Source organism: Streptomyces sp. NPDC029151 (assembly GCF_055564315.1).
In genome coordinates, this window is the sequence record NZ_JBVHWQ010000004.1 from 185,000 (window position 1) to 207,399 (window position 22,400).

Genomic DNA, 22,400 nt, shown 5'->3' on the forward strand with positions numbered 1-22,400 from the left:
GCATGACGGCCGCTCGTTCCCCCCTCTCCCCCGCCGACCGCCCCCCTCTGGGGCTGCGGGAACGCAAGAAGATCAAGACCCGCCGGGCGATCCGCGCCGCGACCTACGCGCTGATCGGCGAACAGGGCTACGACGCCACGACGATCGAGCAGATCGCCGACCGGGCCGAGGTGTCGCCGTCGACCGTCTTCCGGTACTTCCCGACCAAGGAGGACATCGTCCTCACGGACGAGTACGACCCCCTGCTGCTGGAGGAGTTGCGCGCCCGGCCCGCGGGGGAGTCGTGGACGGACTCGGTGCGGTACGTGATGCACACGGCCTTCGACGCGATGATGGCGGAGGACCCCGAGGTGGTCCGGCTCCGGGCGCGCCTCGCGGTCGAGGTCCCCGCCGTCCGGTCCCGGATGGTCGAGAGCATGTCGGAGACCGGGCGCCTGCTCCGGACGGCCCTCGGCGAGCGCTTCGCCCTGGACCCGGACAGCCTGGAGGTGCGCGTCTACGCGATGGCCCTCGTCGGCGGCCTCATGGAGGCCAACATGTGCTGGGCGGAGAACGGCTTCGAGGACGACCTGCGCGCCATGCTGGACCGCGCCCTCGACGTCCTGGAGCGCGGCCTCCCCACCGGAAAACCCTGAGGCCACAGCCCGTTCGCGTGGCATCCTGACCGGGTGAACGGTCCCGAGATCCACGTCGAGTTCGCTCCCGAGCTGTCCCTGTTCGTCCCGCGTGCGCCGCGCCGGACGCTCGTCACCGACGGCGTCTCGACGCTCGGGCACGTCGTCGAGTCCCTCGGGGTCCCGCTCACCGAGGTCGGCGCGCTGGTCGTGGACGGCCGCACGGTCCCGCCCTCGCACATCCCCGGGCCCGCCGAGCGCGTCGCCGTGCGGCCGGTGGAACGGCCCCAGCGGGTGCCCGGCGCGCCGCTCCGCTTCCTCCTCGACGTCCACCTCGGCACGCTGGCCCGCAGGCTGCGCCTCCTCGGCGTGGACACGGCGTACGAGTCGACGGACATCGGCGACCCGGCGCTCGCCGCCCGCTCCGCGGCCGAGAAGCGGGTCATGCTCAGCCGGGACCGGGGTCTGCTGCGCCGCCGGGAACTGTGGGCCGGCGCCTTCGTCTACAGCACCCGCCCCGACGACCAGCTCCAGGACGTCCTCGACCGCTTCGCCCCCGACCTGCGCCCCTGGACCCGCTGCACCGCCTGCAACGGCCTGCTGACGGAGGCCACCAAGGAGGAGGTCGCCGACCAGCTCAAGGACGGCACCCAACGCTCGTACGACGTCTTCGCCCGGTGCGCGGACTGCGGCCGCGCCTACTGGAAGGGCGCCCACCACGACCAGTTGGAGGCGGTCGTGGAGCGGGCGCTGAGCAGGCGTACCCAGGGCGGCTGAGCACACCGGCCGATCCGCGGGGCCCGGCCCGCGCGGCCGGCTGCCGCCGGGGGCGGTCGGGGGCGGTCGGCGGTGATCCGCTGGTGGTGCCGTACCTCCGGTGGGTGTGCGCGAGCGAGGTGATCCGCGGGCGGGCCGCCCCGGAACGGGCACGGCGGCTCACAGGCCCCTCGCGGACCCCCCGAAGACGGACCCCTCGAAGGCGGGGTCCACGCGGTGGGCGCGCGGGGCGCCGCCGGTCTCCGGCACCGTGCCGCCGGGCCGGATCACCGGGGACGGCGGAGGCGTGGCCGCGGCCCGGCCGGCCCCCGGGTCACGGCCTGGCCAACCGTGCCTTCAGGGCCGCCGGGTCCGTTGTCGGCAGGTCGCAGACGAAGCCCCGGCAGACGTACGCGGCCGGGGCGCCGTCGATGAGGGAGCGCTCGGCGAGCAGCGGGAACTCGTCGCCGTCCGGGGTGCCGCAGGCGACGACGGCCCCGGGGGCGGTGCCCAGCAGCGCCGTACGGTGCAGGGCGGCCGTCCGCTCGTCGGTCGGGGCGGGTCCGACGACCGCCACCTCGCGCGGTCCGTCGAGCAGCGCCTCGGCGACGGCGAGCCCCCATCCGATGAACCGGGGCACCCGCGGTCCGAGCGTCTTCACGACTCCCAACGCCCGCTCGGCGGCGGTTCGGTGGGCCTCGGAGCCGGTGTGGGCGGCGTAGCCCAGCAGCGCTCCGGCGGCGGCGGTCCAGCCGGAGGGGACGGCGTTGTCGGTGGGGTCCTGGGGGCGGCGGATGAGCGGCTCGGCGTCGGACGCGGTGTCGAACAGGGCGCCGGTCGCGGGGTCGGTGAAGCGGGCGAGGACCTGGTCGAGGAGGAGTCCGGCGAAGTCGAGCCACACGCCCTCGCCGGTCACCGAGGCGAGCGCGAGGAAGCCCTCGGCGACGTCGGCGTAGTCCTCCAGCACACCGGCGTTGGGGCCGACCCGGCCGTCCTTGCTGGTGCGGGCGAGCCGGGCGTGTTCGTCCAGGTGGACGCGGACGAGCAGGTCGGCGGCGCCGAGGGCGGCCTCGGTCAGGTCGGGCCGGTCGAAGTAGGCACCGGTCTCGGCGAGCGCGGCGACGGCGAGCCCGTTCCAGGCGGCGACGACCTTGTCGTCCCGGCCGGGCGCGGGCCGCCGCGTGCGCGCGTCGAGCAGCCGCTGCCTGACGGACGCGACCTTCTCGGCCTCGAACACACCTTCCGTCTGCGGGAGCTGGAGGACGGACTGCCCGTGCTCGAAGGTGCCCTCCTCGGTCACGCCGAAGTACTGGGCGGCGAGTTCGGCGTCGTCGCCGAGCACCTCCCGCAGCTGCGCGGGCGTCCAGGCGTAGTACGCCCCTTCGACGTGCCGCCCGCTGCCGTCGTCGCTGTCGGCGTCGAGCGCGGAGGCGAACCCGCCTTCCTCCGTGCGCAGTTCCCGCACCAGGAAGTCGGCCGTCTCCAGCGCGACCCGCCGGGCGAGATCCGATCCGGTGGCCCGCCACAGGTGGGCGTACACCCGGCACAAAAGTGCATTATCATACAACATCTTCTCAAAATGGGGCACGATCCAGTCGCGGTCGACGGAGTACCGGGCGAACCCGCCGCCGAGCTGGTCGTAGATCCCGCCCCGGGCCATCCGCTCGCACGTGTCCTGCGCCATCTGGAGCGCGCCCTCGGCACCCGTCCGCGCGTGGTGCCGCAGCAGGTACTCCAGCACCATGGACGGCGGGAACTTCGGCGCACCGCCGAATCCACCACGCTGCGGGTCGTACTCGCGGGTGAGCCCGAGCAGCGCCTGGGCGAGTTCCCCCTCGCCGGGCGCCTCGGCGGCATGCCGGACGATCTCCCGCTGGGCGAGGTCCCGGACGATCTTCCCGGCGACCTCGGCGACCTCGTCGTGACGAGTGGTCCAGGCCTGCTGCACCCCTTCCAGCACCTGCCGGAAGGACGGCATGCCGTGCCGGGGGGCGGGCGGGAAGTAGGTGCCGAAGTAGAACGGCTCGGCGTCCGGGGTGAGGAAGACGGTCATGGGCCAGCCACCCTGCCCGGTGGCGGCCTGTACGGCCTCCATGTAGACGGCGTCCACGTCCGGCCGCTCCTCGCGGTCGACCTTGACGCTGACGAAGTGCTCGTTGAGGTAGTCGGCGGTGGCCTGGTCCTCGAAGGACTCGTGCGCCATGACATGGCACCAGTGACAGCTGCTGTATCCGACGCTCAGCAACACGGGCCGCCCGGTCCTGCGGGCCTCCTCGAAGGCCTCACCGGACCACGGCCACCAGTCGACGGGGTTGTCCGCGTGCTGGAGCAGGTACGGGGACGTCTCATGGGCCAGTCGATTCGGCATACCCCCATCCTGCCGCAGCACCCCGCGTGCGGGAGGTCAGGGCGGGACCGCGTCGGGCGTCCTCCTGCACCCACTGCTCCACGGATGCCGGCAAGGGTTCCTCCGGGGCGTCCCATCGGGGCCTGGGGCACCCTCCCTCGGAACTCCCCCAGGGCCCGGGTCGCTCACCTAGGGCTCCCCCGGGGACTCCCTCAGGGGTCTCCCCAGGGCGCCGCCCTCCACGGACCCGCCCGCGACCCCATCCCTGGGCTCCCCGGGCTCCCCGGGCTCCCCGGGCCCCCCGGGCCCCCCGGGCTCGGGAACGGCGTAGAACCGCATCAGCATCGGGCGCGCCCCCGCCGGGGCCTCCTCGCGGGAACGGCCGTAGCGGTCGAGGAGGGCGTGGTAGTCCCGCATGAAGTCGAGGAGTTCCGCCCTGGTCATCCAGGTACCGTGGCGCTGGACCTGGACCCAGCCCTCCGGACCCCGGTACTCCCGGTGGGCCCGGTGGTACAGCGCGGTGTCGAACTCGATCTTCAGGTGGGCCAGCTCGGCGGCTGCCGCGTACTCCTCCGGGGCCATGGTGGCCGGGTCGGGCGTGGTGTGCCGGAAGGGCAGGGCCCGCCACCACCGCTCCCGGCCGCCGGACTTCTCCGGGATCTCCTCGATGAGCCGCTGCTCCGCGAGTTTGCGCAGGTGGTAGCTGGTGGTACCGGAACTCTCGCCGAGTTCGCGGGCGAGCACCGTGGAGTTCGCCTCGCCGTGCCGGCCGAGGTAGTCGAGGATCCGGCGGCGCAGCGGGTTGCCGAGGGACTTGTAGAGGGCGGTGCGCTCCAGGCTGGTCATCTCGGGCAGGCCGTCGGTCATGGGCTCACGGTAACGCGCGCACCCCCGACCGATCCCTGAGCCACCCTGAGACATCCCTGAGGTCTGCCGATTTTTCTTTGCAGAGTTTTCTCTGCGTTCTATCGTGGAAGCAGTGTTCGTGACGGCGACGAGGGGGCTGGGGATGACGGGGACGAGGAAGTGGACGCTGATCCTGCTGGGGGCGGCGGCGGCCCTGCTGGTGCCGTGGATGGCGGTGCTGGCGGTGACCCTGCCCGGCAGCACGCGGGTGCACCACTGGTCCCTGGCCTGGATCGGCCTGGACGTCCTCCTGGCGGCCGGCTGCGCCGCCACCGCCGCCCTGGGCCTGCGCGGCGACGCCCGCGCCCGCCTCACGGCCTCGGCGACGGCCGGCATCGCGGTCGTGGACGCCTGGTTCGACATCACCACCGCCCACACGGTGGCCTCCCTCGCCCAGGCCCTCGCCTGCGCGGTGGCGGAGGGGGCGGTGGCGGCGGTGTGCGTGACACTGGCGCTGGCAAGACGGGCCGGACGCGAGGAATGGCCGTGAGCGCGGCCTCGGCGCTCGGCGCCGGCACCCCGCCGGCCGCCACCCCCTCGCGCTCCCGCCCCGCTCCAAGGACACTCCTAGGCAGAGGAGTTGACGCCGGAGGGGGACGGGACATGCGGGACGGTCATCGGGCGGAGGCCGAGCGGCTGCTGGTGCGGGCCGTCGAGGAGGAGGTGCGACGGTCGGGCGGTCGGGTCGACGGTCAGGTGCTGCTGTCGCGGGCGCGCGGTGCGCTGGAGGCGATGGCGGGGGCGGCCGGCGAGGAGTACGAGGCCTACACCCGGGCGCTGGACGAGGCGGAGGCCGGCCGGCTGACCTTCGGCCAGCGGTACGCGCGCTCGGGCGCGGGGACGGCCCTGCTGGTGGCGGCCGTTGCCGCCGTCGCCGCCGCCGTGGCCGACCTGTCCCTGGGCACGGGTACCGGTACGGCCCTCGGCGCGGGCGCCACCGCCGCCGTGGTGGGCGCCGCGGCCACGGTGGTGAAGGTGGCCGGCGCGCATCTGCCCGCCGCCCACCACCGCGCGGGCGCGGCCGGTCAGCCCGGCGGCCCGGAGCAGCTGCGGCTCCAGTGGCTGACGGCCCTGGAGGTGCGGGGGATCCGCCCGTTCCTCGATCAGCAGCGGGTCCTCAGCGCCTCCACGGGCGCCAAGAAGACCGGTGGCGGACAGGCGTTGCGCGGTGCGGACAAGAGCGCGGCGGCCCGCAGGCGTTCGATGCTGGAGCAGTCGTTCGGTCAGCTCCCGGAGGCCGACGGGATCTTCGCGGGGCGCCGGGCGGAGCTGGGGCGGATCAGGCAGTGGGCGCAGGCGGCCCGTGCGGCCACCGAGACACGGCCGACGGTGGTGGTGCTGCACGGCGAGCCCGGCTCCGGCCGGACCACGCTCGCGGTGCGCGCGGCGCACGAGCTGCGGGACCACTTCCGGGGCGCGGTGGTGGTCGACCTGCGCGGCGGCAGCCGGGACGAGGCGCCGCTGTCCACCCGGGACGCGCTGCTGCACCTGCTCAACCGGCTGGGCGCACCCCGCGAGCAGCTGCTGTTCCGGGAGCGGTCCTCCCCCGACCAGCAGCTCAAGCGGCTCGGCGAGCTGTACCACCGGCATCTGACCGGGCTGCCGGTCACGATCGTGCTGGACGACGCCTCGGACCCGGAGCAGGTGCGCGCCCTGGTGCCGGAGCGGTCCGACAGCCTGGTCCTGGTCACCGCCCGGGCCCCGCTCGACCTGCCCGGCGACCTGCCGGCCTGGGTGCACGAGCTGCCGGTGCGGGCGCTGGACGCGCCGGGCGCCGAGGAGCTGCTGGGCGCGGCGGCGAAGGACGCGTCGGGGCCGTACGACGCGGAGTCCGTCGAGCGGGTCCGCGAGCTGTGCGGGGGGCTGCCGCTGGCGTTGCGGATCGCGGGCTCCGCGCTGGGCCCGCGCTCCCCCCGGCGGCTGGCCGCGGACCTGGGTGTGTACGGCCCGGTGGAGCCGGTGGAGCGGGCGCTGTGGCTGCGCTACACCGACCAGCCGGAGCCCACCCGCCGGCTGCTGAGGAGGCTCGCGCTGGCGGGCCGGGCCTCGTTGGGCGCGGCGGCGGCCGCCGCGCTGCTCGCCACCGACGAGGCGGAGGCCACCCGGCATCTCGTGGTGCTCGCCCGGGCCGGCCTGATCGACCACGTGCGCGGCAGCCGGTACCGGCTGCACGACCTGGTGCGGGCCTTCGCGCACGCCCGGCTGCTGGACGAGGAGGACCCCGCCGAGCGGGCGGCGGCGCAGGAACGGCTGATCGTGAACTACGCCGAGCTGGCCGACGCGGTGCTGCGCCTGGTCGACGGGAACATGTCGACGCGGTCGAACCAGTTCGGCTCGCACGGCTTCCCCTCGCTCGACGAGGCACTGCGCTGGCTGGACGACGAGTCGAGCTTCATCACCGCGGCCCTGCGGCACGCCGAGGGCGTGGACCAGGCCGCGGTGCTGAACCTGCTGGGCGCGCTGTGCGACTACTGCCTGCTGCGCGGTGACCTGTACCGGCTGGGTGAGATCAGCGAGCTGGCGCAGTCGGTGGACCAGGGGCTGCTGGTGCGGTCGGTGCAGTGGCGTACCGGTATCGCGGCCCGGCAGCTGGGCGAGCTGGACAAGGCGCGTACCACCCTGGCGTCGGTGGTGGACCTGTACCGGGAGGCCCATCACGAGGCGGGGGCGGCCCGCGCGCTGACCTCGCTGGGGATCACCTTGCACCACCAGGGCAACCTCACCGAGGCCGCGGCCAGGCTCCAGGAGTCGCTGGACCTGCAGCAGGCGCCGGAGCTGGCGACGGACCGGGCCTGGACGATGCACGCGCTGGCGGCCGTGCAGCGGGACCGGGCGCGGCTGGCGGAGGCACTGGACCTGCTCACCCGCTCGCTGGTGCTGCACCGCGAGGGCGGCTCGGTGCACGGCGAGGCCTGGGCGCACTTCCAGCTGGGTCAGCTGGCGCTGCGGCTGGGGGACGTACCGCGCGCGGAGACGGAGCTGCGGGCGGCCCTGGAGCGGTACGGCAGGACGCGGGACGCCCGCGGCGAGGCCTGGGCGCTGACGCAGCTGGCCCGGGCCCGGCTGGTGGCCGGGGACGCCCCGGCGGCCGTGGAGGGCCTGCGCCGGGCGGTGGCCCGGCACCGGGACAACGAGGACGCGCGCGGGGAGGCGTGGACGCTGTTCTACCTGGGGCAGGCGCTGGAGGAGACCGGCGAGCTGGACCAGGCGGTGCGCGAGCTGGAGCGGTCCCGGACGATGTTCTCCCGGATGCGGGACGTCTACGGCCTGGCCTGCGCCCGGCACCACTCGGCGCGGGCGACCCGGGACCAGCGGGCCGCGCAGACCGGCTCGCTGCGCAACTCCGGGTTCGCCCGTCAGCTCCTGGTGGACGCGCGGGCCGACTTCCAGCGGATCGGCGTCGCCCACGGCGAGGCCTGGACCTGCCTGGAGCTGGCGGTGGTGGACGCGGGCAACGCGCGCACGCAGCAGGCGCTGGCCCTGTGCGACGAGGCGCTCACCCTGTTCTCGTCCTACGGCGACAAGCGCGGCGAGGACTGGGCCCGCTTTCTGCGCTGCACCCTGCTGCCGTACGCGGCGCCGGGCGGGGTGGAGGTGGGCACGGCGGTCGCCCAGGAGGAGCTGGCCCAGCTGGCCCGTGCCACGCATCCGCTGCGGGACGAGAAGCTGGACGACTACGTGCCGGCGTACGCCCTGCTGCTGGAGCGGGGCGTCCGGCTGGAGGACGGCTGGCAGGCCTGGCGTCTGCGCATGACTCCGGACCGCCACGCCCGGGAGGTGATGGGGGTGGCGGTACCGACGGGGCGCTGACCCGCCGCGGGTCAGCCCTGCTGGGCCGAGGGGCCGGTCTTCCGCCCGGCCTTCTCACCCTCCGCGTCCGGGGCCTCCTTGAAGTCGACCTTCTGCATGTGCTTGCTCATCGACTTCATCAGGCCCCACACGGCCAGGGCCATCACCGCGAAGACGATGAAGCCGAGGACTCCGGGGGTGACCTTGTTCTGGTCGACCTCCTTGGCGAGGGGGACCAGGTGCGTCACTGCGAGGCTCACGCTTGCGCTCATGTCAGGCATTGTCCCGGATGCCCGCGAAGAGGTCGTCCTCGGGGATGGAGGTGTCCACGAGGGACTTCGCCAGCTCGTACTCCTCGGTGGGCCAGACCTCCTTCTGGAGTTCCAGCGGCACCTTGAACCAGCCGCCGTCCGGGTCGATCTGCGTGGCGTGGGCGATCAGCGCCTTGTCACGGATCTCGAAGAAGTCCGCGCACGGGATGTGCGTGGTCAGGGTGCGCTCGGTGCGCTCGATCTCGTTCCACCGCTTGAGCCACTCGCCGTAGGGCGACTCCAGGCCGCGGTCGAGCATCGCCTGGTGCAGCGCCTCGGTGCGGGGACGGTTGAAGCCCTGGTTGTAGTACAGCTTCAGCGGCTGGTAGGCGGGCCCGAACTCGGCCTCGGGGTACTTCTCGGTGTCCGCCGCGCCCTCGAACGCCACCATGGAGATCTTGTGGGTCATGATGTGGTCGGGGTGCGGGTAGCCGCCGTTCTCGTCGTAGGTGGTGATCACCTGCGGACGGAAGGAACGGATCTGCTTCACCAGCTCGCCGGCCGCCTTGTCGACGTCCTCCAGGGCGAAGCAGCCCTCGGGCAGCGGCGGCAGCGGGTCGCCCTCCGGCAGGCCGGAGTCGACGAAGCCGAGCCACTCCTGCCGGACGCCGAGGATCTCCCGGGCCTCGTCCATCTCCTTGCGGCGGACCTCGTGGATGTGCTCCTCGATGTAGGTGTCGCCCTGCAGCTTGGGATTGAGGACGGATCCGCGCTCTCCGCCGGTGCAGGTCACCACCAGCACGTCCACCCCCTCGGACACGTACTTCGCCATGGTGGCCGCGCCCTTGCTCGACTCGTCGTCGGGGTGCGCGTGAACGGCCATCAGTCGCAACTGGTCAGTCAAGACTCAATCCTCGGTAAGTCGGCGCCCCCGTGGCTCCGGGTGCGAAGAAACTGGCGTCGTCCCGAAGGGACTCGTTGAGGGGTGGTGGTCGGGTGGCGGGCGGCTTCTATAGTGACCGAATCGGGGGGCGAATAATTCCGCGGAGAGGACGATCATGAGTACCGCGAGCACGCGGCTGCCCGAGGGTCGCTACGGTCGTTCCTCGGACCGGAACGCCGACCGCACGCTCAGGATCGCCGGCTCGGTGCTGGGCGCGGCCCTCCTCGCCCTGATCGGCTTCTTCTTCTACCACTACGTCGCGAAGAGCGAGATCAGCGCCGCGGTCATCTCCTTCAAGGCGTCCGACGACGCGGTCCGGGTCCATCTGGAGGTCCACAAGGACGCCGGCGCCTCGGGCTACTGCACCGTGCGGTCCCAGGCGGCCGACGGTGCGGAGGTGGGCCGGGCCGACTTCCGCTTCTCCGGATCGGCCACGCGGATCGACAAGGTGGTCACGCTGCGTACGACGGCCGAGGGGACGACGGCACAGCTGCTGGGCTGCCACACCGACTGACGGCCGCTGCGGGACGGGGACGACACCTCCCGGGTTCACCCGGAATGCGTAGGCGCTGACCTGCGTTGATGGAATTCTGGTGGCTTATGTCCTCCCCCTTGGGCCGTTGAATTGTTAGGCTCGTGGTTTCGCCCACCCGAGAGGGAACATTCTTCTGGGTAGGGCGATGCTTTGTATTCCCAGTACCGACGAGGAGCACCCTGTGACCCAGACCAGCGAGAACGTCACCTGGCTGACCCAGGAGGCGTACGACAAGCTCAAGGAAGAGCTTGAGTACCTTACTGGTCCTGCGCGCACGGAGATCGCCGCCAAGATCGCGGCCGCGCGCGAGGAGGGCGACCTGCGCGAGAACGGCGGGTACCACGCGGCCAAGGAGGAGCAGGGCAAGCAGGAGCTGCGCGTACGCCAGCTGACCCAGCTCCTCGAGAACGCGAAGGTCGGTGAGGCGCCCGCCGCGGACGGCGCCGTCGCGCCCGGCATGGTCGTCACGATCGCCTTCGACGGTGACGAGGACGACACCCTGACGTTCCTGCTCGCCTCGCGCGAGTACGCGAGCGCCGACATCGAGACGTACTCCCCGCAGTCCCCGCTCGGTTCGGGCGTCATCGGCCACAAGGTCGGCGAGGACGCGGAGTACGAGCTGCCGAACGGCAAGAAGGCCTCGGTGCGGATCCTGGAGGCCAAGCCGTACACGGCCTGATCCCGGTTCGCTTCGGCCCCCGGCCCGCCCCAGGGCGGCCGGGGGCTTCGTCATGACCGGCGAGCGGGTGCGGCGGCGCCGGGTCAGTCGATGACGGTGTAGCCGGCGTCGTGCAGGGCCCGGCCGACCTCGGTGCAGTGGACGGGGCCCTTCGTCTCCAGGTGCAGCTCCACCTCGGCCTCGCTGAGCCCGAGCCGGGGATCGGTGCGGACGTGACTGACGTCGAGGACGTTGGCGTCGACCGCCGACAGCACCCCCAGGAGGGTGGCGAGGGCGCCCGGCCGGTCGGTCAGCCGCAGCCGTACGGCCAGGTAGCGGCCCTGGGCGGCCATGCCGTGCCGCAGGACCCGCTGCATCAGCACCGGGTCGACGTTGCCGCCGGAGAGCACCGCGACGACCGGGCCCTCGAAGGTGTCCGGCGCGGCCAGCAGCGCGGCGACCGGACTGGCCCCGGCCGGTTCCACGACCAGCTTGGCCCGCTCCAGGCAGAGCAGCAGCGCCGCGGACAGCTGGTCCTCGGTGACCGTGCGCACCTCGTCGACCAGTTCGTCGACGATCCCGAACGGCACCACGCCGGGCCGCCCGACCTTGATGCCGTCGGCCATCGTCGCCGGGTTCCGCAGCGACACCGGGCGCCCGGCGGCCAGCGAGGGCGGATAGCAGGCGGCGCCCTCCGCCTGTACGCCGACGATCCGGACGTCCGGCCTGAGCGCCTTCACCCCCACCGCGATGCCGGCCGCGAGTCCGCCGCCGCCCATGCCGACGACCACCGTCCGGGCCTCCGGGCACTGCTCAAGGATCTCCAGGCCGACCGTGCCCTGGCCGGCGATCACGTCCGGGTGGTCGAAGGGGTGGATGAACACCGCGCCGGTCTCGGCCGCGTACTCCTGGGCGGCGGCCAGTGTCTCGTCGACCACCTGGCCGTGCAGGCGCACCTCGGCGCCGTAGTCCCGGGTCGCGCTGATCTTCGGCAGGGGCGCGCCCTTGGGCATGAACACCGTGGAGTGCACGCCCAGCAGCGAGGAGGCCAGTGCCACGCCCTGCGCGTGGTTGCCGGCGCTCGCGGCCACCACGCCGGCGGCCCGCTCCTCCGGCAGCAGCCCGGCGATCCGCACGTAGGCGCCGCGCAGCTTGAACGAGCCGGTCCGCTGGAGGTTCTCGCACTTCAGGTGCACCGGCGCGCCCACCATCTGGGTCAGGTGCCGGCTGCCCTCCATCGCGGTCACCCGGGCCACGCCGGAGAGCATCTTCTGCGCGCCGCGGACGTCGTCCAGGGTGACGGAGCGCAAGGAGTCGGCCGTGCGGTAGCTCATGACTCCAGCATCGCAGTTCACGTGTGCGCACGACGGGTGTGACCAAGCAGCGAGACCGGTTTGCGCAGCGCCGGTACGGCCCGGCGCCGGGCCGCGTACCCTGTCCCCCAACCCAGCAGCCCTTCATGAAGCGAGCCTCCGGCCATGCCCACAACACCTGAAATGTCGATGGACATGACGACCGTCGGTGACACCGGTCTCCTCGACACCCTCCAGCACGAGGTGGCGGTGTTCGCCCGCCGCGCCGAACAGACCCGGCTCGGCGGCGTCGGACAGGTGCGCAACTCCATGGACCGCGCTGCGTACCTGCTGCTCAACCGCCTGGACAACGAAGGCCCGATGGGCGTCAAGGCGCTCGCCGCGAGCATGGGCATCGACTCCTCCACGGTCACCCGGCAGGTGGCGCCGCTGGTCGACACCGGGCTCGTCAAACGCACCTCGCACCCGGAGGACGGGCGCGCGGTGGTGCTCCAGCTGTCGCCGCGCGGCGCCGCCCGGCTGGAGGAGGTGCGCTCGTCCCGGCGTCAGCTCATGGCCGAGCTGACACACGACTGGGCGCCGGAGGAGCGCGAGCAGTTCTGCACGCTCCTCACCCGCTTCAATGTCGCCCTCTCCGCCCGGATGTCGGTGCAGGGCGTCGCGGTGGCGGAGCAGCCGCCGGCCTCCTGAGCGCGCACCGCACCGCGGGCGTCCGCACCTCTTGACCCGGGGCCGCCGCTGGCCTCATATGAGACCGGGTCCCCACCAGGACCCCGTCAGGGGGAGGCGTGGTGCGCGATCGGCAAGTGGCCCGTGATGCCCGCCGGGCCCGGGAGTTCGAGGCGTTCGTCGCGGGCGCGGCCGGGCGCCTGCTGCACGCCGCCATGCTGCTCACCGCGGAGGCGCCGGACGCCAACCCGCGCGCGCGGCGCCTGCTGACGCTCGCGCTCGCGCACACCTACGCCCGCTGGGACCGGCTGCGCGGCGAGGACCCGTACGACTGCGCCCGCCAGTACCTCGCCACCCGCTTCGCCCGCACCACCTGGCACCGGTACGGCGTCCTCGGCCGGGCCAGGCCGGATCCGCGCAGTCCGCTGGCCGCGCTCACACCGCGGGAACGGCTCGTCCTGGTGCTGCGGTTGTACGAGGGTGTCGCCGAGGAACAGACGGCGGCCCTGCTCGGCCTGCCCGCGGAACGCGTCCACATCCTGTGCGACCGGGCCACGGCCACGGTGCTGCACCCGGACCGCCGGGCCGCCCCGCGCACGCCGAACACGGAGGTGGCACCGTCGTGAGCGCCACCGGGGCCGGGCAGAGACCGGGACGGGCGGCGGGGGGAGGCCGGGATGAACCGGAGTGAGCGGGAGGCCGCCGTGCGGCGGGTCATGGAGCGGGGCGGCGCGCCCCTGCCGCCGGAGCTGTACGGGGAGGCGGTGCGCCGCGGTGACCGTCTGCTGCGGCAGCGGCAGCTCGTCCGCCGTGTGCTGTGGCTGCTGGCGTTCGCCGCGGCCGTCGCGTTCGCGGTGTGGGCGGCCGGGGCCCAGCCGTGGGCGGAGCCGCCCTCGCAGACGACTCCGCCGCTCACCGGCTGGTGACGCCGGCCTGTCAGCCGAGGGCCTGCTGCAGGTCCTCCAGCAGGTCGTCGACGTTCTCGATGCCGACGGACAGGCGGACCAGGTCGGCCGGGACCTCCAGGGCGGAGCCGGCCGCGGAGGCGTGCGTCATCCGGCCGGGGTGCTCGATGAGGGACTCGACGCCGCCGAGGGACTCGCCGAGGGTGAAGACCTGGGCGCGGTTGCACACCTCGACCGCGGCCTGCTCGCCGCCCTCGACACGGAAGGACACCATGCCGCCGAACGCCTTCATCTGCTTGACGGCGACCTCGTGGCCGGGGTGTTCGGGCAGCCCCGGGTAGAGCACGCTGCTCACCTTGGGGTGCCGGGTCAGCATGTCGGCGATCTTCGTGGCGTTCTCGCTGTGCCGGTCCATGCGCACCGCGAGGGTCTTGGTGCCGCGCAGCACCAGCCAGGAGTCGAAGGGGCCGGCGACGGCGCCCATCGCGTTCTGGTGGTAGGCCAGCTCCTCGCCGAGGGCCGGGTCGGAGACGATCAGCGCACCGCCGACCACGTCCGAGTGGCCGCCCATGTACTTCGTCAGGGAGTGCACGACGACGTCGGCGCCGAGCGAGAGCGGCTGCTGGAGGTAGGGGGTGGCGAAGGTGTTGTCCACGACGAGCTTCGCGCCCGCGTCGTGGGCGACCGACGCGACGGCGGCGATGTCGGTGATGCCGAGCAGCGGGTTGGAGGGGGTCTCCACCCAGACCGCCTTGGTCTTCGGGGTGATCGCGGCGCGGACGGCGGCCGGGTCGCTGGTGTCGGCGACCGACCACTCCACGCCCCAGCGGGTGGCGACCTTGGCGAAGAGCCGGAAGGTGCCGCCGTAGGCGTCGTTCGGGATCACCACGTGGTCGCCGGGGGTGAGCAGCGTACGCAGCAGGGTGTCCTCGGCCGCCAGGCCGGACGCGAAGGCGAGGCCGCGGCGGCCGCCCTCCAGCGCGGCGAGGTTCTCCTCCAGGGCGGTGCGGGTGGGGTTGGCGCTGCGGCTGTACTCGTAGCCGCCGCGCAGCCCGCCTACGCCGTCCTGCTTGTAGGTCGACACCTGGTAGATCGGCGGTACGACCGCGCCGGTGAGGGGATCCGCGGTGTTGCCCGCGTGGATCGCGAGGGTCTCGAAGTGCTGACTGATGTGCCTGTCGCTCATGTGCACCGAGCGTAGTCCGCCCGGCCCGTTGCCGACGCCCACCGAGCCCGGTCGCCCCCGGCTCGCCCTCCCCGGGAGCCGCCGCGACAGCCCGCCGAACCCAGTCGCCTCGCTCTGCCCTCCCCGGAGCCGCCGAGACGCCCGCCGAACCCGGACGCCCCACCCCGCCCTCCCTGGAACCGCCACAACGCCCACCGAACCCGATCGCCCCACCTCACCCTCCCCGGGCCCCAACGCCCGCCGAACCCGGACGCCCCACCTCACCCTCCCCGGGCCCCAACGCCCGCCGAACCCGGACGCCCCACCTCACCCTCCCCAGGCCGGGACGCCCGCCGAACCCGATCGCCCCACCTCACCCTCCCCGGGCCCGACGCTCGCCGAGCCCGATCGCCCCACCTCGCCCTCCCCGGGCCCCAACGCCCGCCGAACCCGGACGCCCCACCCCGCCCTCCCCGGAGCCGCCGCGACAGCCCACCGAGCCCGATCGCCCCACCTCACCCTCCCCGGGCCCGACGCTCGCCGAGCCCGATCGCGCCACCTCACCCTCCCCGGGCCCCAACGCCCGCCGAGCCCGATCGCCCCACCTCACCCTCCCCAGGCCGGGACGCCCGCCGAGCCCGATCGCCCCGCCACGCCGTCCCCCGGGCCGTCCGCGCCGCCCTTCCACCGGTCCCCCGCCCTCCCCCCGATCCGGCTGGTTGTCATGGTCGGGTCGGGAGTTTTCCACAGAGGCGGGGCGGGGTTCGCCAAGTGTCGGCGGCGTCTGGTTCGCTTGGGGCATGGCGATTCTCTGGCTGCTGATGGCGCTGCTCATGCTGAGCCTCGTGCTGCTCCCGGTCATGCGGCGCAGGCGCGGGATGATCGAGCAGGTCCTCCCGGGACACCCGGACGCCGCCGACCCGGCGGCCTACGGCTTCGTGCGCCAGGAGGAGCTGGACGTGCGCCTGCCCGGCCCGGACCAGGACCTGCTGGCCGTCCTGGAGCTGGTGCAGCGCACCCAGGACTACCGGGCCGCCGACCAGCTGCTGGCCGGCACCGACGCCGGGGACGAACTGCGCTGGCAGCGGGTGCAGGCCTTCGCCGGCGCCGCCTCACTGGAGCTGCGGCAGCGGCCCGGCGGGATACACGAGACGCCGGGCGGCCAGTGGCTGCGGGTGTGGCGGGCCGAGCGGCCCAAGGACGCGGGCGCCGCCGCCGTCCACGCGGAGTTCCTGGTGCAGCAGGCCTGGCGGACGGCGACACCGGGCACGGAGGACTTCCGCATCATCATGGAGGAGGCGCGGGACGCCTGTGCACAGGCGGCGCTGCTGGCCCCCGGCGACCCGGTGCCGTACGTCGTAGAGCTGTCCATCGCGCGCGGACTGGCCTACCCGCGAGACGAGTTCGAGCAGCTGTGGCTGAAGATCGTCGACCGGGCGCCGCAGCACATGGGCGCACACCTGGCCGCCCTGCACTACTGGTGCGAGAAGTGGCACGGCTCGCGCGAGCAGGCGTACTCCTTCGCCGAGGCCGCCGCCGCCCGCGCCCCGGAGGGCTCGCTGCTCGCCGCGCTGCCCCTGTTCGCGGTGTTCGAGCACCTCCCGGAGGTGACCACGGTCAGGAGCTTCTTCCAGAGCGAGGTCATCACCAAGGCGATCCACGGCGCCCTGCACGCGGTCCGCTCGGCCCGCCCCGACGACGCGACGCTCCCGCACGTCCGGCACCTGCTGCTGTTCTTCCTGGTCCGCGCCGAGCGCTGGGCGGAGGCCATGGACCAGCTGATCCACATCGACGGTCACGTGGGGGCGCTGCCGTGGACCCTGTCCACCGACCCGGCCGCCGAGTACGCCGTGGCCCGCGCGCTGGCGGTGGCAGGTTACGAGGCGAACGGCGGCAGCCCGGCCACCCTCCCCGGCTGACCGGCATTGCCCTTCTGACCTGCGGTAGGGCATACTCCGCATCCCCCCACACCACAAGTGCCACCGGTGCCACACGCGTATCACCAGCACCGGAACGCACCCATACGCACTACCGGCGACGACCGGGCCCGACGGCCCGTCGGCCTTGTCATGTCCCTTTTTGAGGTCCTGTGGGGGGATCTGCCCGATGGGCGCTACTCTGCGCGCGCTGCGCGCCCTCGTCCTGCTGCTCGGCTTCTATCTGCTGAGCCTCGTCCTGCTCGCCGCGCTGATCGGCCTCGATGTCCTCGTCTTCAGCTGGGGACACGGCCCGCTCACGGCGAAGGTCGGCTTCGTGACCGTGCTGCTCGCCATCCCCGTCGTCCGCGGCATGCTGATGCTGCGGACGCCCAGGGGCGAGGACGTCCCCGGCATCCCGGTCACCGAGGCCGACGAGCCCCGGCTGTGGGCGCTGGTCCGGGAGATCGCCGCGGCGGCCGGCACCCGCGCCCCCGACCGGATCGTGCTCACCGGCGAGGTCAACGCGTCCGTCAGCGAGAGTCCGCGGCTGCTCGGCCTGCTCCCCGGCCCCCGCCGCCTCCACCTCGGCGTCCCGCTGCTGACCGGCCTGACCGAGGCTCAGCTGCGTTCCGTGCTCGCCCACGAGTTCGGGCACTTCACCGGCGGTGACACCCGGCTGTCCGCACTCGTCGTGCGCGGGCGCGTGCAGATCGGCCGGGTCATCGGCCAGTTCCACGAGAAGGCGGACGACAAGGTCGCCGCCGACCGGGCACGGCAGGAGCGGGCGTCCGCCAAGCGGGTCGCCAAGGGCAGGAAGGCCAAGCAGGTCGACACCACCGGCGTCGGCGCGACGTACCGGACGATGGCGCGGATCTACACCGCGTACGGCAGGTTCTACCTGCGCGCCTCCCTCTCCACCGCGCGCGGCCAGGAGTTCGCCGCCGACCTGAGCGCCGCCCGGATCGCCGGACGGGACGCGACCGCGTCGGCGCTGCGGGAGATCCCGGTCCTGTCCGCCTCCCACGACTTCTACCTGGAGTCGTACGCCACCCTCGGCCTCCAGGCCCGGCTGCTGCCGCCGCACGGTGAGTTCTTCGGTGGCTTCGGCCGGATGCTGACGGCACGTGAACTGGAGCTGGCCGGTCTCCGTTCGGAGCTGCCGGAGGAGCCCGTCGGGCCGTACGACTCCCACCCGCCGATCGCCGAACGCGTCCGCCGGATCGAGGCGCTGCCCGCCGACGGCCGCACCGACGAGGCCACGGGGGCGGCGCTGGCCCTGCTGTCCGACCCCGCGCGCACGCTGGCGGCGCTGGAGGACGCCACCCTCGCCGACGAACTGCTGCGCTACCCGCGCGCGGCCGGCTGGCCGGAGCTGCTGGACGCCTCGATGACCGCGGGCCTGGCGGCCACCCAGACCCCGCTGCACCGGGCGCTGGCCGGGTACACCGGGCAGCCGGCGACGCTGTCCGCGCTGCTGGACGTCATCGACGACGGCCGGCTGTGGCGCCTGGCGGAGAAGCTGCCGCTGTCGGAGGAGGCGGCCGCGGCGAAGGGGCGGGCGTTCCGCGAGTTCGTACGGCCGGTGCTGCGCCGCTCGCTGCGCACGATGGTGCTGGCCGAGTTCAGCTCCCGTTCGCTGCTGCACTGGGAGTTCTCCTGGTCGCAGCCGGCGTCGCTGCGGCTGCCCGGCTGGGGTTCGGAGACGGGGCAGGGGGGCTCGGAGGCCGAGCTGGAGGCGGCCCTGGAGGCGGCTCTCGCCGACCACCCCGACACCACGCGGCTGCGGGCCCTGCTGCCGCCGGCCACCCAGAACGCCTGACGGTCCTCCCGGCCCGGGCAGCCCCGCCCCTCGCCCCTGGAACTCCCCGGGATTTCCGGTGACATCTCCCCCGACCCTCCAGACCTCCCCCGAGCAAGACCCCCCGAGAAGAAAACGGACCGACCCCCGATGACCGTCCTGTTCTGGATCCTGGGCGTCCTGGCCGTCCCCACACTCGTCTTCGTGCTGTGGCTGGCCTGGGTGTTCCTCAAGGAGCTGTTCCACCCGAGCCCCGACGACGATGCGGAGGCGACACAGGCCGCGGAAGCCGCGCAGGCCGCGCGGGCCGCGGAGAAGCTCGGACTGCTGCCCGTCGAGCGGCAGAACACGGACCTCGCGGGGCCCCTGCCCGCGGAGTGGGCCGGTGTGCTCGCCGCGGTGCGCGGCGGCGACTGGCTGCCGGCCGCCGGCCTGCTCGCCTCGATAGGCCGGGACTGGGAGCGCCGGTCGTGGGCCGCGTATCTGCTGGCCGAGTGCGCGGCCGAGGAGGACGCCTGGCTGCTGGCGTGGGAGGCCGAGCGGCGCGACGATCCGGACGCGGCCGTGGTCCGGGCGCGCAGCACGGTGATCCTGGCCTGGAAGCTGCGGGGCGGCCAGAAGGCCCAGTACACGACCAGGGAGCAGTTCGACGCCTTCCACCGCACGCTGGACGGTGCCCGTGAGGAGGTCGCCAGGGCGGCGGAGCTGAACCCGGACGACCCGACGCCGTACGTCGCGGAGATCTGGGTGGCGCTGGGCCTCGGCTATCCGAACGCCCGGATGGACGCGTTGTGGGAGAAGCTCACCGCCCGCGCCCCGCACCACTACGAGGCCCACTTCTCGGCGCTCCAGTACTGGTGCGCGAAATGGCGGGGCTCCGAGCGGCAGGCCATGGACTTCGCCGAGCGGGCGGCGGCCGGCGCGCCGCTGGGCAGCCTGCTGACGGCGCTGCCGCTCATCGCGCACTTCGAGCACGACGACTCGGAGGACACCGCGGCCGACAACACCCCCGAGATGCTGGCCCGGGTCGAAGCGGCCCTCGCGGACGCGGCGGCGGCCGACCCGGCCCACCCGCGGCTGCCGGAGCTGCGTCACCTGCTGGCGTTCTACCTGCACCTGCAGGACCGCAACGAGGCGGCGCTGGAGCAGTTCAAGCTGGTCGACGGGTATGTGCACGCGCTGCCGTGGCGCTACCGGAACGACAAGGCCGGGTACTACTGCCGGGTCCGCAACACCGTGGTGGGCGAGGTGGCCGCCCAGGCCGCGCCGGCGGCCGCCTGACCGGAAGGGGCGGAGCCGCCCGGACCGTCGCAGGGGTGTGTCTCGCGGACCTCGGCCGCATGGGCCGCCCGGACCGCCGGGCGCCAGCCGAAGCGGTCGGCGCCCTCCACGGCCTCGTCCGCCCGGGCTGCGCACCCCGGAACACCTGCCTGCTGGTCTGGCTGCGCTTCGCCACCTTCCCCGCCTACGTCGCGGAGGTCACGCGTGCCGCGGAGGCCGGAGCGTCCGGCGGGTGATCAGCGTTGCGCGGCGGCGGTCCGCGGGGTCAGGGCGGTGAGCAGGCGGCGTAGTTCCGTTCGCTCCGCCTCCAGGCGCCGGGCCCTCTCGTCCAGTTCGGACAGGCGGCGGCGCAGGGTTTCGGGGACTCCGGGGCAGGCGGTCAGGGCGGGGCCCGTTGCGCTGTCCGCCGTGCACGGCAGCAGCGTGGCGACCAGGCGGGTCGGCAGGCCCGCGGCGAGGAGGGTGCGGATGCGGTGGACGCGCTGGACGTCCGCCTCCTCGTACGTGCGGTAGCCGTTGGGGCGGCGGTGCGGGGTGAGGAGGCCGGTGCTCTCGTAGTGGCGCAGGAGGCGGGGGCTGGTGCCGGTGCGGGCCGCCAGTTCGCCGATCAGCACGCCGTTCCTCCTCCCGGGTCTGCCGGTCGCTTGACCTTCCCACTGTGTGAGGCTGCAACTCTCTCGCGGCGACAGGCATTCCGCGACCCGCAGGGAGAAACAGTGATCATCGACGCGCACGGGCACGTGCACGACCCCGTCGGCCTCCACCTGGACGCCATGGACGCCGCCGGTGTCGACAGGACCGTCCTCTTCCCGACCCGGCCGCATCCCGAGCGCGCCGGTGATCTGGCGTCGCTGCGGCGGGAGTTCGCGGTGCTGGACGGTGCGCTCGGCGGGCGCGGCGGCACCCGGGAGGCCTTCGCCGGTGCGCTGGACGAGGTGACCGCGGCGGTCGCCGCGCATCCGGACCGGTTCGTCGGGTTCGGGTCCGTGCCGCTGGAGCTGCCGGAGGAGGAGGTCGAACGGGCCGTCGCCGAGGACGTGGTCGGCCGGGGGCTGCGCGGGATCGGGGAGCTGACGCCGGCGCCGGGGCGGGCCGGGCGGCTGGAGCCCGTGCTGAGGGCCGCCGCCGATCACGGCGGGCTGCCCGTGGTCGTGCACGGCTTCGCCCCCACCACCGCGGACGACCTGCGCACGCTCGCCGCGCTCTCCCGCCGCCACCCCCGCGTCCCGCTCGTCGTGAGCCAGCTCGGCGGCCTGCACTGGATGGAGGCCGTGGAACTGGTGCGGGACACGCCCGGCATGTACCTGGAGCTGTCGACGGCGTTCCTCGTCATCGCCGTACGGCTGGCCGTCCGCGAACTCCCCGAGCGCACCCTCTTCGGTTCCGACGCCCCCTACGGCGACCCCGTCGTGGCCCGCGTGATGGTGGAGCGGGCCACGGCCTCCGGCGAGGTCCGGGACCGGGTGCTCGGCGGCACCGCGGCCGAGGTGTTCCGGGTGCCCCGCTGACCCCGTAATTCGGGCGACGGCTCCGGCGGCCGCCCCGTAGATTCGCCCTTCGGCCAGGAAGCGGAAGGTGAAGGGGAGGGCATGGGCAGTCCTGTGTTTCTGATCGGTGGCGGCTGGGACCGCGCCGAGGTGTACGAGCCGTTCCTGCGCGAGGTGCGCGGGCGGCGGCGGGTCGGCTGCCTGGTCCTGGACGAGGGGGACGGGGCCGCGCAGTTCGAGCGGTACGCGGCGGCCCTGGGGAAGGCGGACCCGGCGTGCGTACCGGTGCCGCTGCCGGTGCCGCTCGGCGGCCGGTTCGAGCCGGAGGCCGCGCTGGACGGGATCGACGGGCTGCTGGTGTGCGGCGGGCTGACGCCGGCCTACCAGGAAGCCCTGTCGGGGTGCCTGGAGCGGCTGCCGGAGCTGCTGGCGGCGCGCGGTCTGCCGTACGCCGGTTTCTCCGCCGGTGCCGCCGTGGCCGCGCGGCGGGCCGTGGTCGGCGGGTGGCTGGTGGAGGGGGTGCCGGTGTGCCCGGAGGAGACCGGGGAGGACCTGGCGGAGGTCGAGGTGCGGGCGGGGCTCGGACTGGTCCCGTTCGCGGTGGACGTGCACGCGGCCCAGTGGGGCACGCTGCCGCGGCTGGTCGCGGCGGTCGCGCGGGGCGACGTGCCGTACGGGGTCGCGGTGGACGAGAACACGCTGGTCGCGGTGGACGGCGACGAGGTGCGGGTGTCCGGGGCGGGCCGGGTCCATGTCGTACGGCCGGCGGGCGACGGGGCCGTCCTGGTGCGGGCGTACGGCGCCGGGGAGGGCTTCGGCCGGTAGGAGCTCGCCCCGAAGGCGTGGGGGACCGTGCGAACGGGGCGCGCCCACGGTGCGGGCGGGGCCGCGCGAACGGCCGTGACGGCCCGCATCCGGCGGTCGCCCCGCGGGAGGCGCGCGATCCGCCGAAGGCCGTAGCCCGGCAGGGCCGGCGGGGACCACGCGGGCCGTAGCCCGGCAGGCCCAGGGGGCCGGCGGGACTACGGCCGTACAGGACCGGCGGGACCGGGGCCCGCGGGACC

22 protein-coding genes are annotated in these 22,400 nt (G+C 74.1%); 15 read left to right on the top strand and 7 right to left on the bottom strand.

Annotation, left to right across the window (positions count from 1 at the left end; all coding sequences use genetic code 11):
* The first annotated feature begins 2 nt into the window (after window positions 1-2).
* On the top strand, window positions 3-635 hold the full coding sequence (locus ACZ4VF_RS17355; protein ID WP_467926786.1) for a TetR/AcrR family transcriptional regulator: 633 nt from the start codon (window positions 3-5) through the stop codon (window positions 633-635).
* Window positions 636-668: 33 nt separating this feature from the next.
* Entirely contained in the window at window positions 669-1,391 is a 723-nt protein-coding gene (locus ACZ4VF_RS17360) for a Mut7-C RNAse domain-containing protein (protein ID WP_467926787.1), read from the top strand.
* A gap of 313 nt (window positions 1,392-1,704) precedes the next feature.
* On the opposite strand, the gene ACZ4VF_RS17365 is transcribed toward ACZ4VF_RS17360, so the two are convergent.
* The gene (locus ACZ4VF_RS17365) at window positions 1,705-3,738 is read right to left on the bottom strand and encodes a thioredoxin domain-containing protein (protein WP_467926789.1); all 2,034 of its coding nucleotides are present in this window, start codon (window positions 3,736-3,738) and stop codon (window positions 1,705-1,707) included.
* Between the two features lie 168 nt (window positions 3,739-3,906).
* Window positions 3,907-4,584, bottom strand: coding sequence for a helix-turn-helix domain-containing protein (locus ACZ4VF_RS17370; RefSeq protein ID WP_467926790.1), 678 nt, complete (start codon window positions 4,582-4,584; stop codon window positions 3,907-3,909).
* Between the two features lie 142 nt (window positions 4,585-4,726).
* On the opposite strand from ACZ4VF_RS17370, the gene ACZ4VF_RS17375 reads away from it, so the two are divergent.
* Complete coding sequence (locus tag ACZ4VF_RS17375) at window positions 4,727-5,113, top strand: hypothetical protein (RefSeq protein ID WP_467926791.1); 387 nt, start codon at window positions 4,727-4,729, stop codon at window positions 5,111-5,113.
* 113 nt (window positions 5,114-5,226) lie between these two features.
* Window positions 5,227-8,433: a tetratricopeptide repeat protein gene (locus ACZ4VF_RS17380; protein WP_467926793.1), complete on the top strand. Its 3,207-nt coding sequence runs from the start codon at window positions 5,227-5,229 to the stop codon at window positions 8,431-8,433.
* Between the two features lie 11 nt (window positions 8,434-8,444).
* Here ACZ4VF_RS17380 and ACZ4VF_RS17385 read toward each other — a convergent pair whose 3' ends face one another.
* Window positions 8,445-8,693 carry a hypothetical protein gene (locus ACZ4VF_RS17385; protein ID WP_467926794.1) on the bottom strand — a complete coding sequence of 83 codons (249 nt, stop codon included), beginning with the start codon at window positions 8,691-8,693 and terminating at the stop codon, window positions 8,445-8,447.
* Window positions 8,686-9,546 carry a mycothiol conjugate amidase Mca gene (gene mca, locus ACZ4VF_RS17390; RefSeq protein ID WP_467927359.1) on the bottom strand — a complete coding sequence of 287 codons (861 nt, stop codon included), beginning with the start codon at window positions 9,544-9,546 and terminating at the stop codon, window positions 8,686-8,688. The genes ACZ4VF_RS17385 and mca overlap by 8 nt, the downstream gene beginning before the upstream one ends.
* Before the next feature lie 175 nt (window positions 9,547-9,721).
* On the opposite strand from mca, the gene ACZ4VF_RS17395 reads away from it, so the two are divergent.
* Together ACZ4VF_RS17395 and greA are read left to right on the top strand one after the other, a co-directional pair.
* Window positions 9,722-10,120: a DUF4307 domain-containing protein gene (locus tag ACZ4VF_RS17395; protein ID WP_467926795.1), complete on the top strand. Its 399-nt coding sequence runs from the start codon at window positions 9,722-9,724 to the stop codon at window positions 10,118-10,120.
* A 202-nt stretch (window positions 10,121-10,322) separates the two neighbouring features.
* Window positions 10,323-10,820 carry a transcription elongation factor GreA gene (greA, locus tag ACZ4VF_RS17400; protein ID WP_467926796.1) on the top strand — a complete coding sequence of 166 codons (498 nt, stop codon included), beginning with the start codon at window positions 10,323-10,325 and terminating at the stop codon, window positions 10,818-10,820.
* Window positions 10,821-10,903: 83 nt separating this feature from the next.
* Here the strand turns inward: greA and ilvA are convergent, their stop codons facing one another.
* Window positions 10,904-12,133: a threonine ammonia-lyase gene (ilvA, locus tag ACZ4VF_RS17405; protein WP_467926797.1), complete on the bottom strand. Its 1,230-nt coding sequence runs from the start codon at window positions 12,131-12,133 to the stop codon at window positions 10,904-10,906.
* Between the two features lie 162 nt (window positions 12,134-12,295).
* On the opposite strand from ilvA, the gene ACZ4VF_RS17410 reads away from it, so the two are divergent.
* The 3 genes from ACZ4VF_RS17410 (at window position 12,296) to ACZ4VF_RS17420 (ending at window position 13,707) form a co-directional block, all read left to right on the top strand.
* Window positions 12,296-12,802 (top strand): MarR family winged helix-turn-helix transcriptional regulator, encoded by a 507-nt coding sequence (locus ACZ4VF_RS17410; RefSeq protein ID WP_467927360.1) that lies wholly within the window; start codon window positions 12,296-12,298, stop codon window positions 12,800-12,802.
* A gap of 101 nt (window positions 12,803-12,903) precedes the next feature.
* Complete coding sequence (locus ACZ4VF_RS17415; protein ID WP_467926799.1) at window positions 12,904-13,407, top strand: sigma factor-like helix-turn-helix DNA-binding protein; 504 nt, start codon at window positions 12,904-12,906, stop codon at window positions 13,405-13,407.
* A gap of 51 nt (window positions 13,408-13,458) precedes the next feature.
* Window positions 13,459-13,707 carry a hypothetical protein gene (locus ACZ4VF_RS17420; RefSeq protein ID WP_467926800.1) on the top strand — a complete coding sequence of 83 codons (249 nt, stop codon included), beginning with the start codon at window positions 13,459-13,461 and terminating at the stop codon, window positions 13,705-13,707.
* Window positions 13,708-13,717: 10 nt separating this feature from the next.
* On the opposite strand, the gene ACZ4VF_RS17425 is transcribed toward ACZ4VF_RS17420, so the two are convergent.
* Entirely contained in the window at window positions 13,718-14,872 is a 1,155-nt protein-coding gene (locus tag ACZ4VF_RS17425) for a cystathionine gamma-synthase (protein WP_467926801.1), read from the bottom strand.
* 779 nt (window positions 14,873-15,651) lie between these two features.
* Here ACZ4VF_RS17425 and ACZ4VF_RS17430 point away from each other — a divergent pair.
* From ACZ4VF_RS17430 to ACZ4VF_RS17445, 4 genes are all read left to right on the top strand, one after another.
* Window positions 15,652-16,770: a hypothetical protein gene (locus ACZ4VF_RS17430; RefSeq protein ID WP_467926803.1), complete on the top strand. Its 1,119-nt coding sequence runs from the start codon at window positions 15,652-15,654 to the stop codon at window positions 16,768-16,770.
* A 187-nt stretch (window positions 16,771-16,957) separates the two neighbouring features.
* Complete coding sequence (locus ACZ4VF_RS17435; protein ID WP_467926804.1) at window positions 16,958-18,589, top strand: M48 family metalloprotease; 1,632 nt, start codon at window positions 16,958-16,960, stop codon at window positions 18,587-18,589.
* A gap of 129 nt (window positions 18,590-18,718) precedes the next feature.
* Window positions 18,719-19,849, top strand: coding sequence for a hypothetical protein (locus ACZ4VF_RS17440; protein ID WP_467926805.1), 1,131 nt, complete (start codon window positions 18,719-18,721; stop codon window positions 19,847-19,849).
* Between the two features lie 35 nt (window positions 19,850-19,884).
* The gene (locus ACZ4VF_RS17445) at window positions 19,885-20,085 is read left to right on the top strand and encodes a hypothetical protein (protein ID WP_467926807.1); all 201 of its coding nucleotides are present in this window, start codon (window positions 19,885-19,887) and stop codon (window positions 20,083-20,085) included.
* Here the strand turns inward: ACZ4VF_RS17445 and ACZ4VF_RS17450 are convergent, their stop codons facing one another.
* Complete coding sequence (locus ACZ4VF_RS17450) at window positions 20,086-20,463, bottom strand: MerR family transcriptional regulator (RefSeq protein WP_467926808.1); 378 nt, start codon at window positions 20,461-20,463, stop codon at window positions 20,086-20,088.
* Window positions 20,464-20,565: 102 nt separating this feature from the next.
* Between ACZ4VF_RS17450 and ACZ4VF_RS17455 the strand changes: the two genes are divergently transcribed.
* Together ACZ4VF_RS17455 and ACZ4VF_RS17460 are read left to right on the top strand one after the other, a co-directional pair.
* Window positions 20,566-21,357 carry an amidohydrolase family protein gene (locus ACZ4VF_RS17455; RefSeq protein WP_467926809.1) on the top strand — a complete coding sequence of 264 codons (792 nt, stop codon included), beginning with the start codon at window positions 20,566-20,568 and terminating at the stop codon, window positions 21,355-21,357.
* A gap of 81 nt (window positions 21,358-21,438) precedes the next feature.
* Window positions 21,439-22,161 (top strand): Type 1 glutamine amidotransferase-like domain-containing protein, encoded by a 723-nt coding sequence (locus tag ACZ4VF_RS17460; RefSeq protein ID WP_467926810.1) that lies wholly within the window; start codon window positions 21,439-21,441, stop codon window positions 22,159-22,161.
* The last annotated feature ends 239 nt before the right edge of the window (window positions 22,162-22,400 follow it).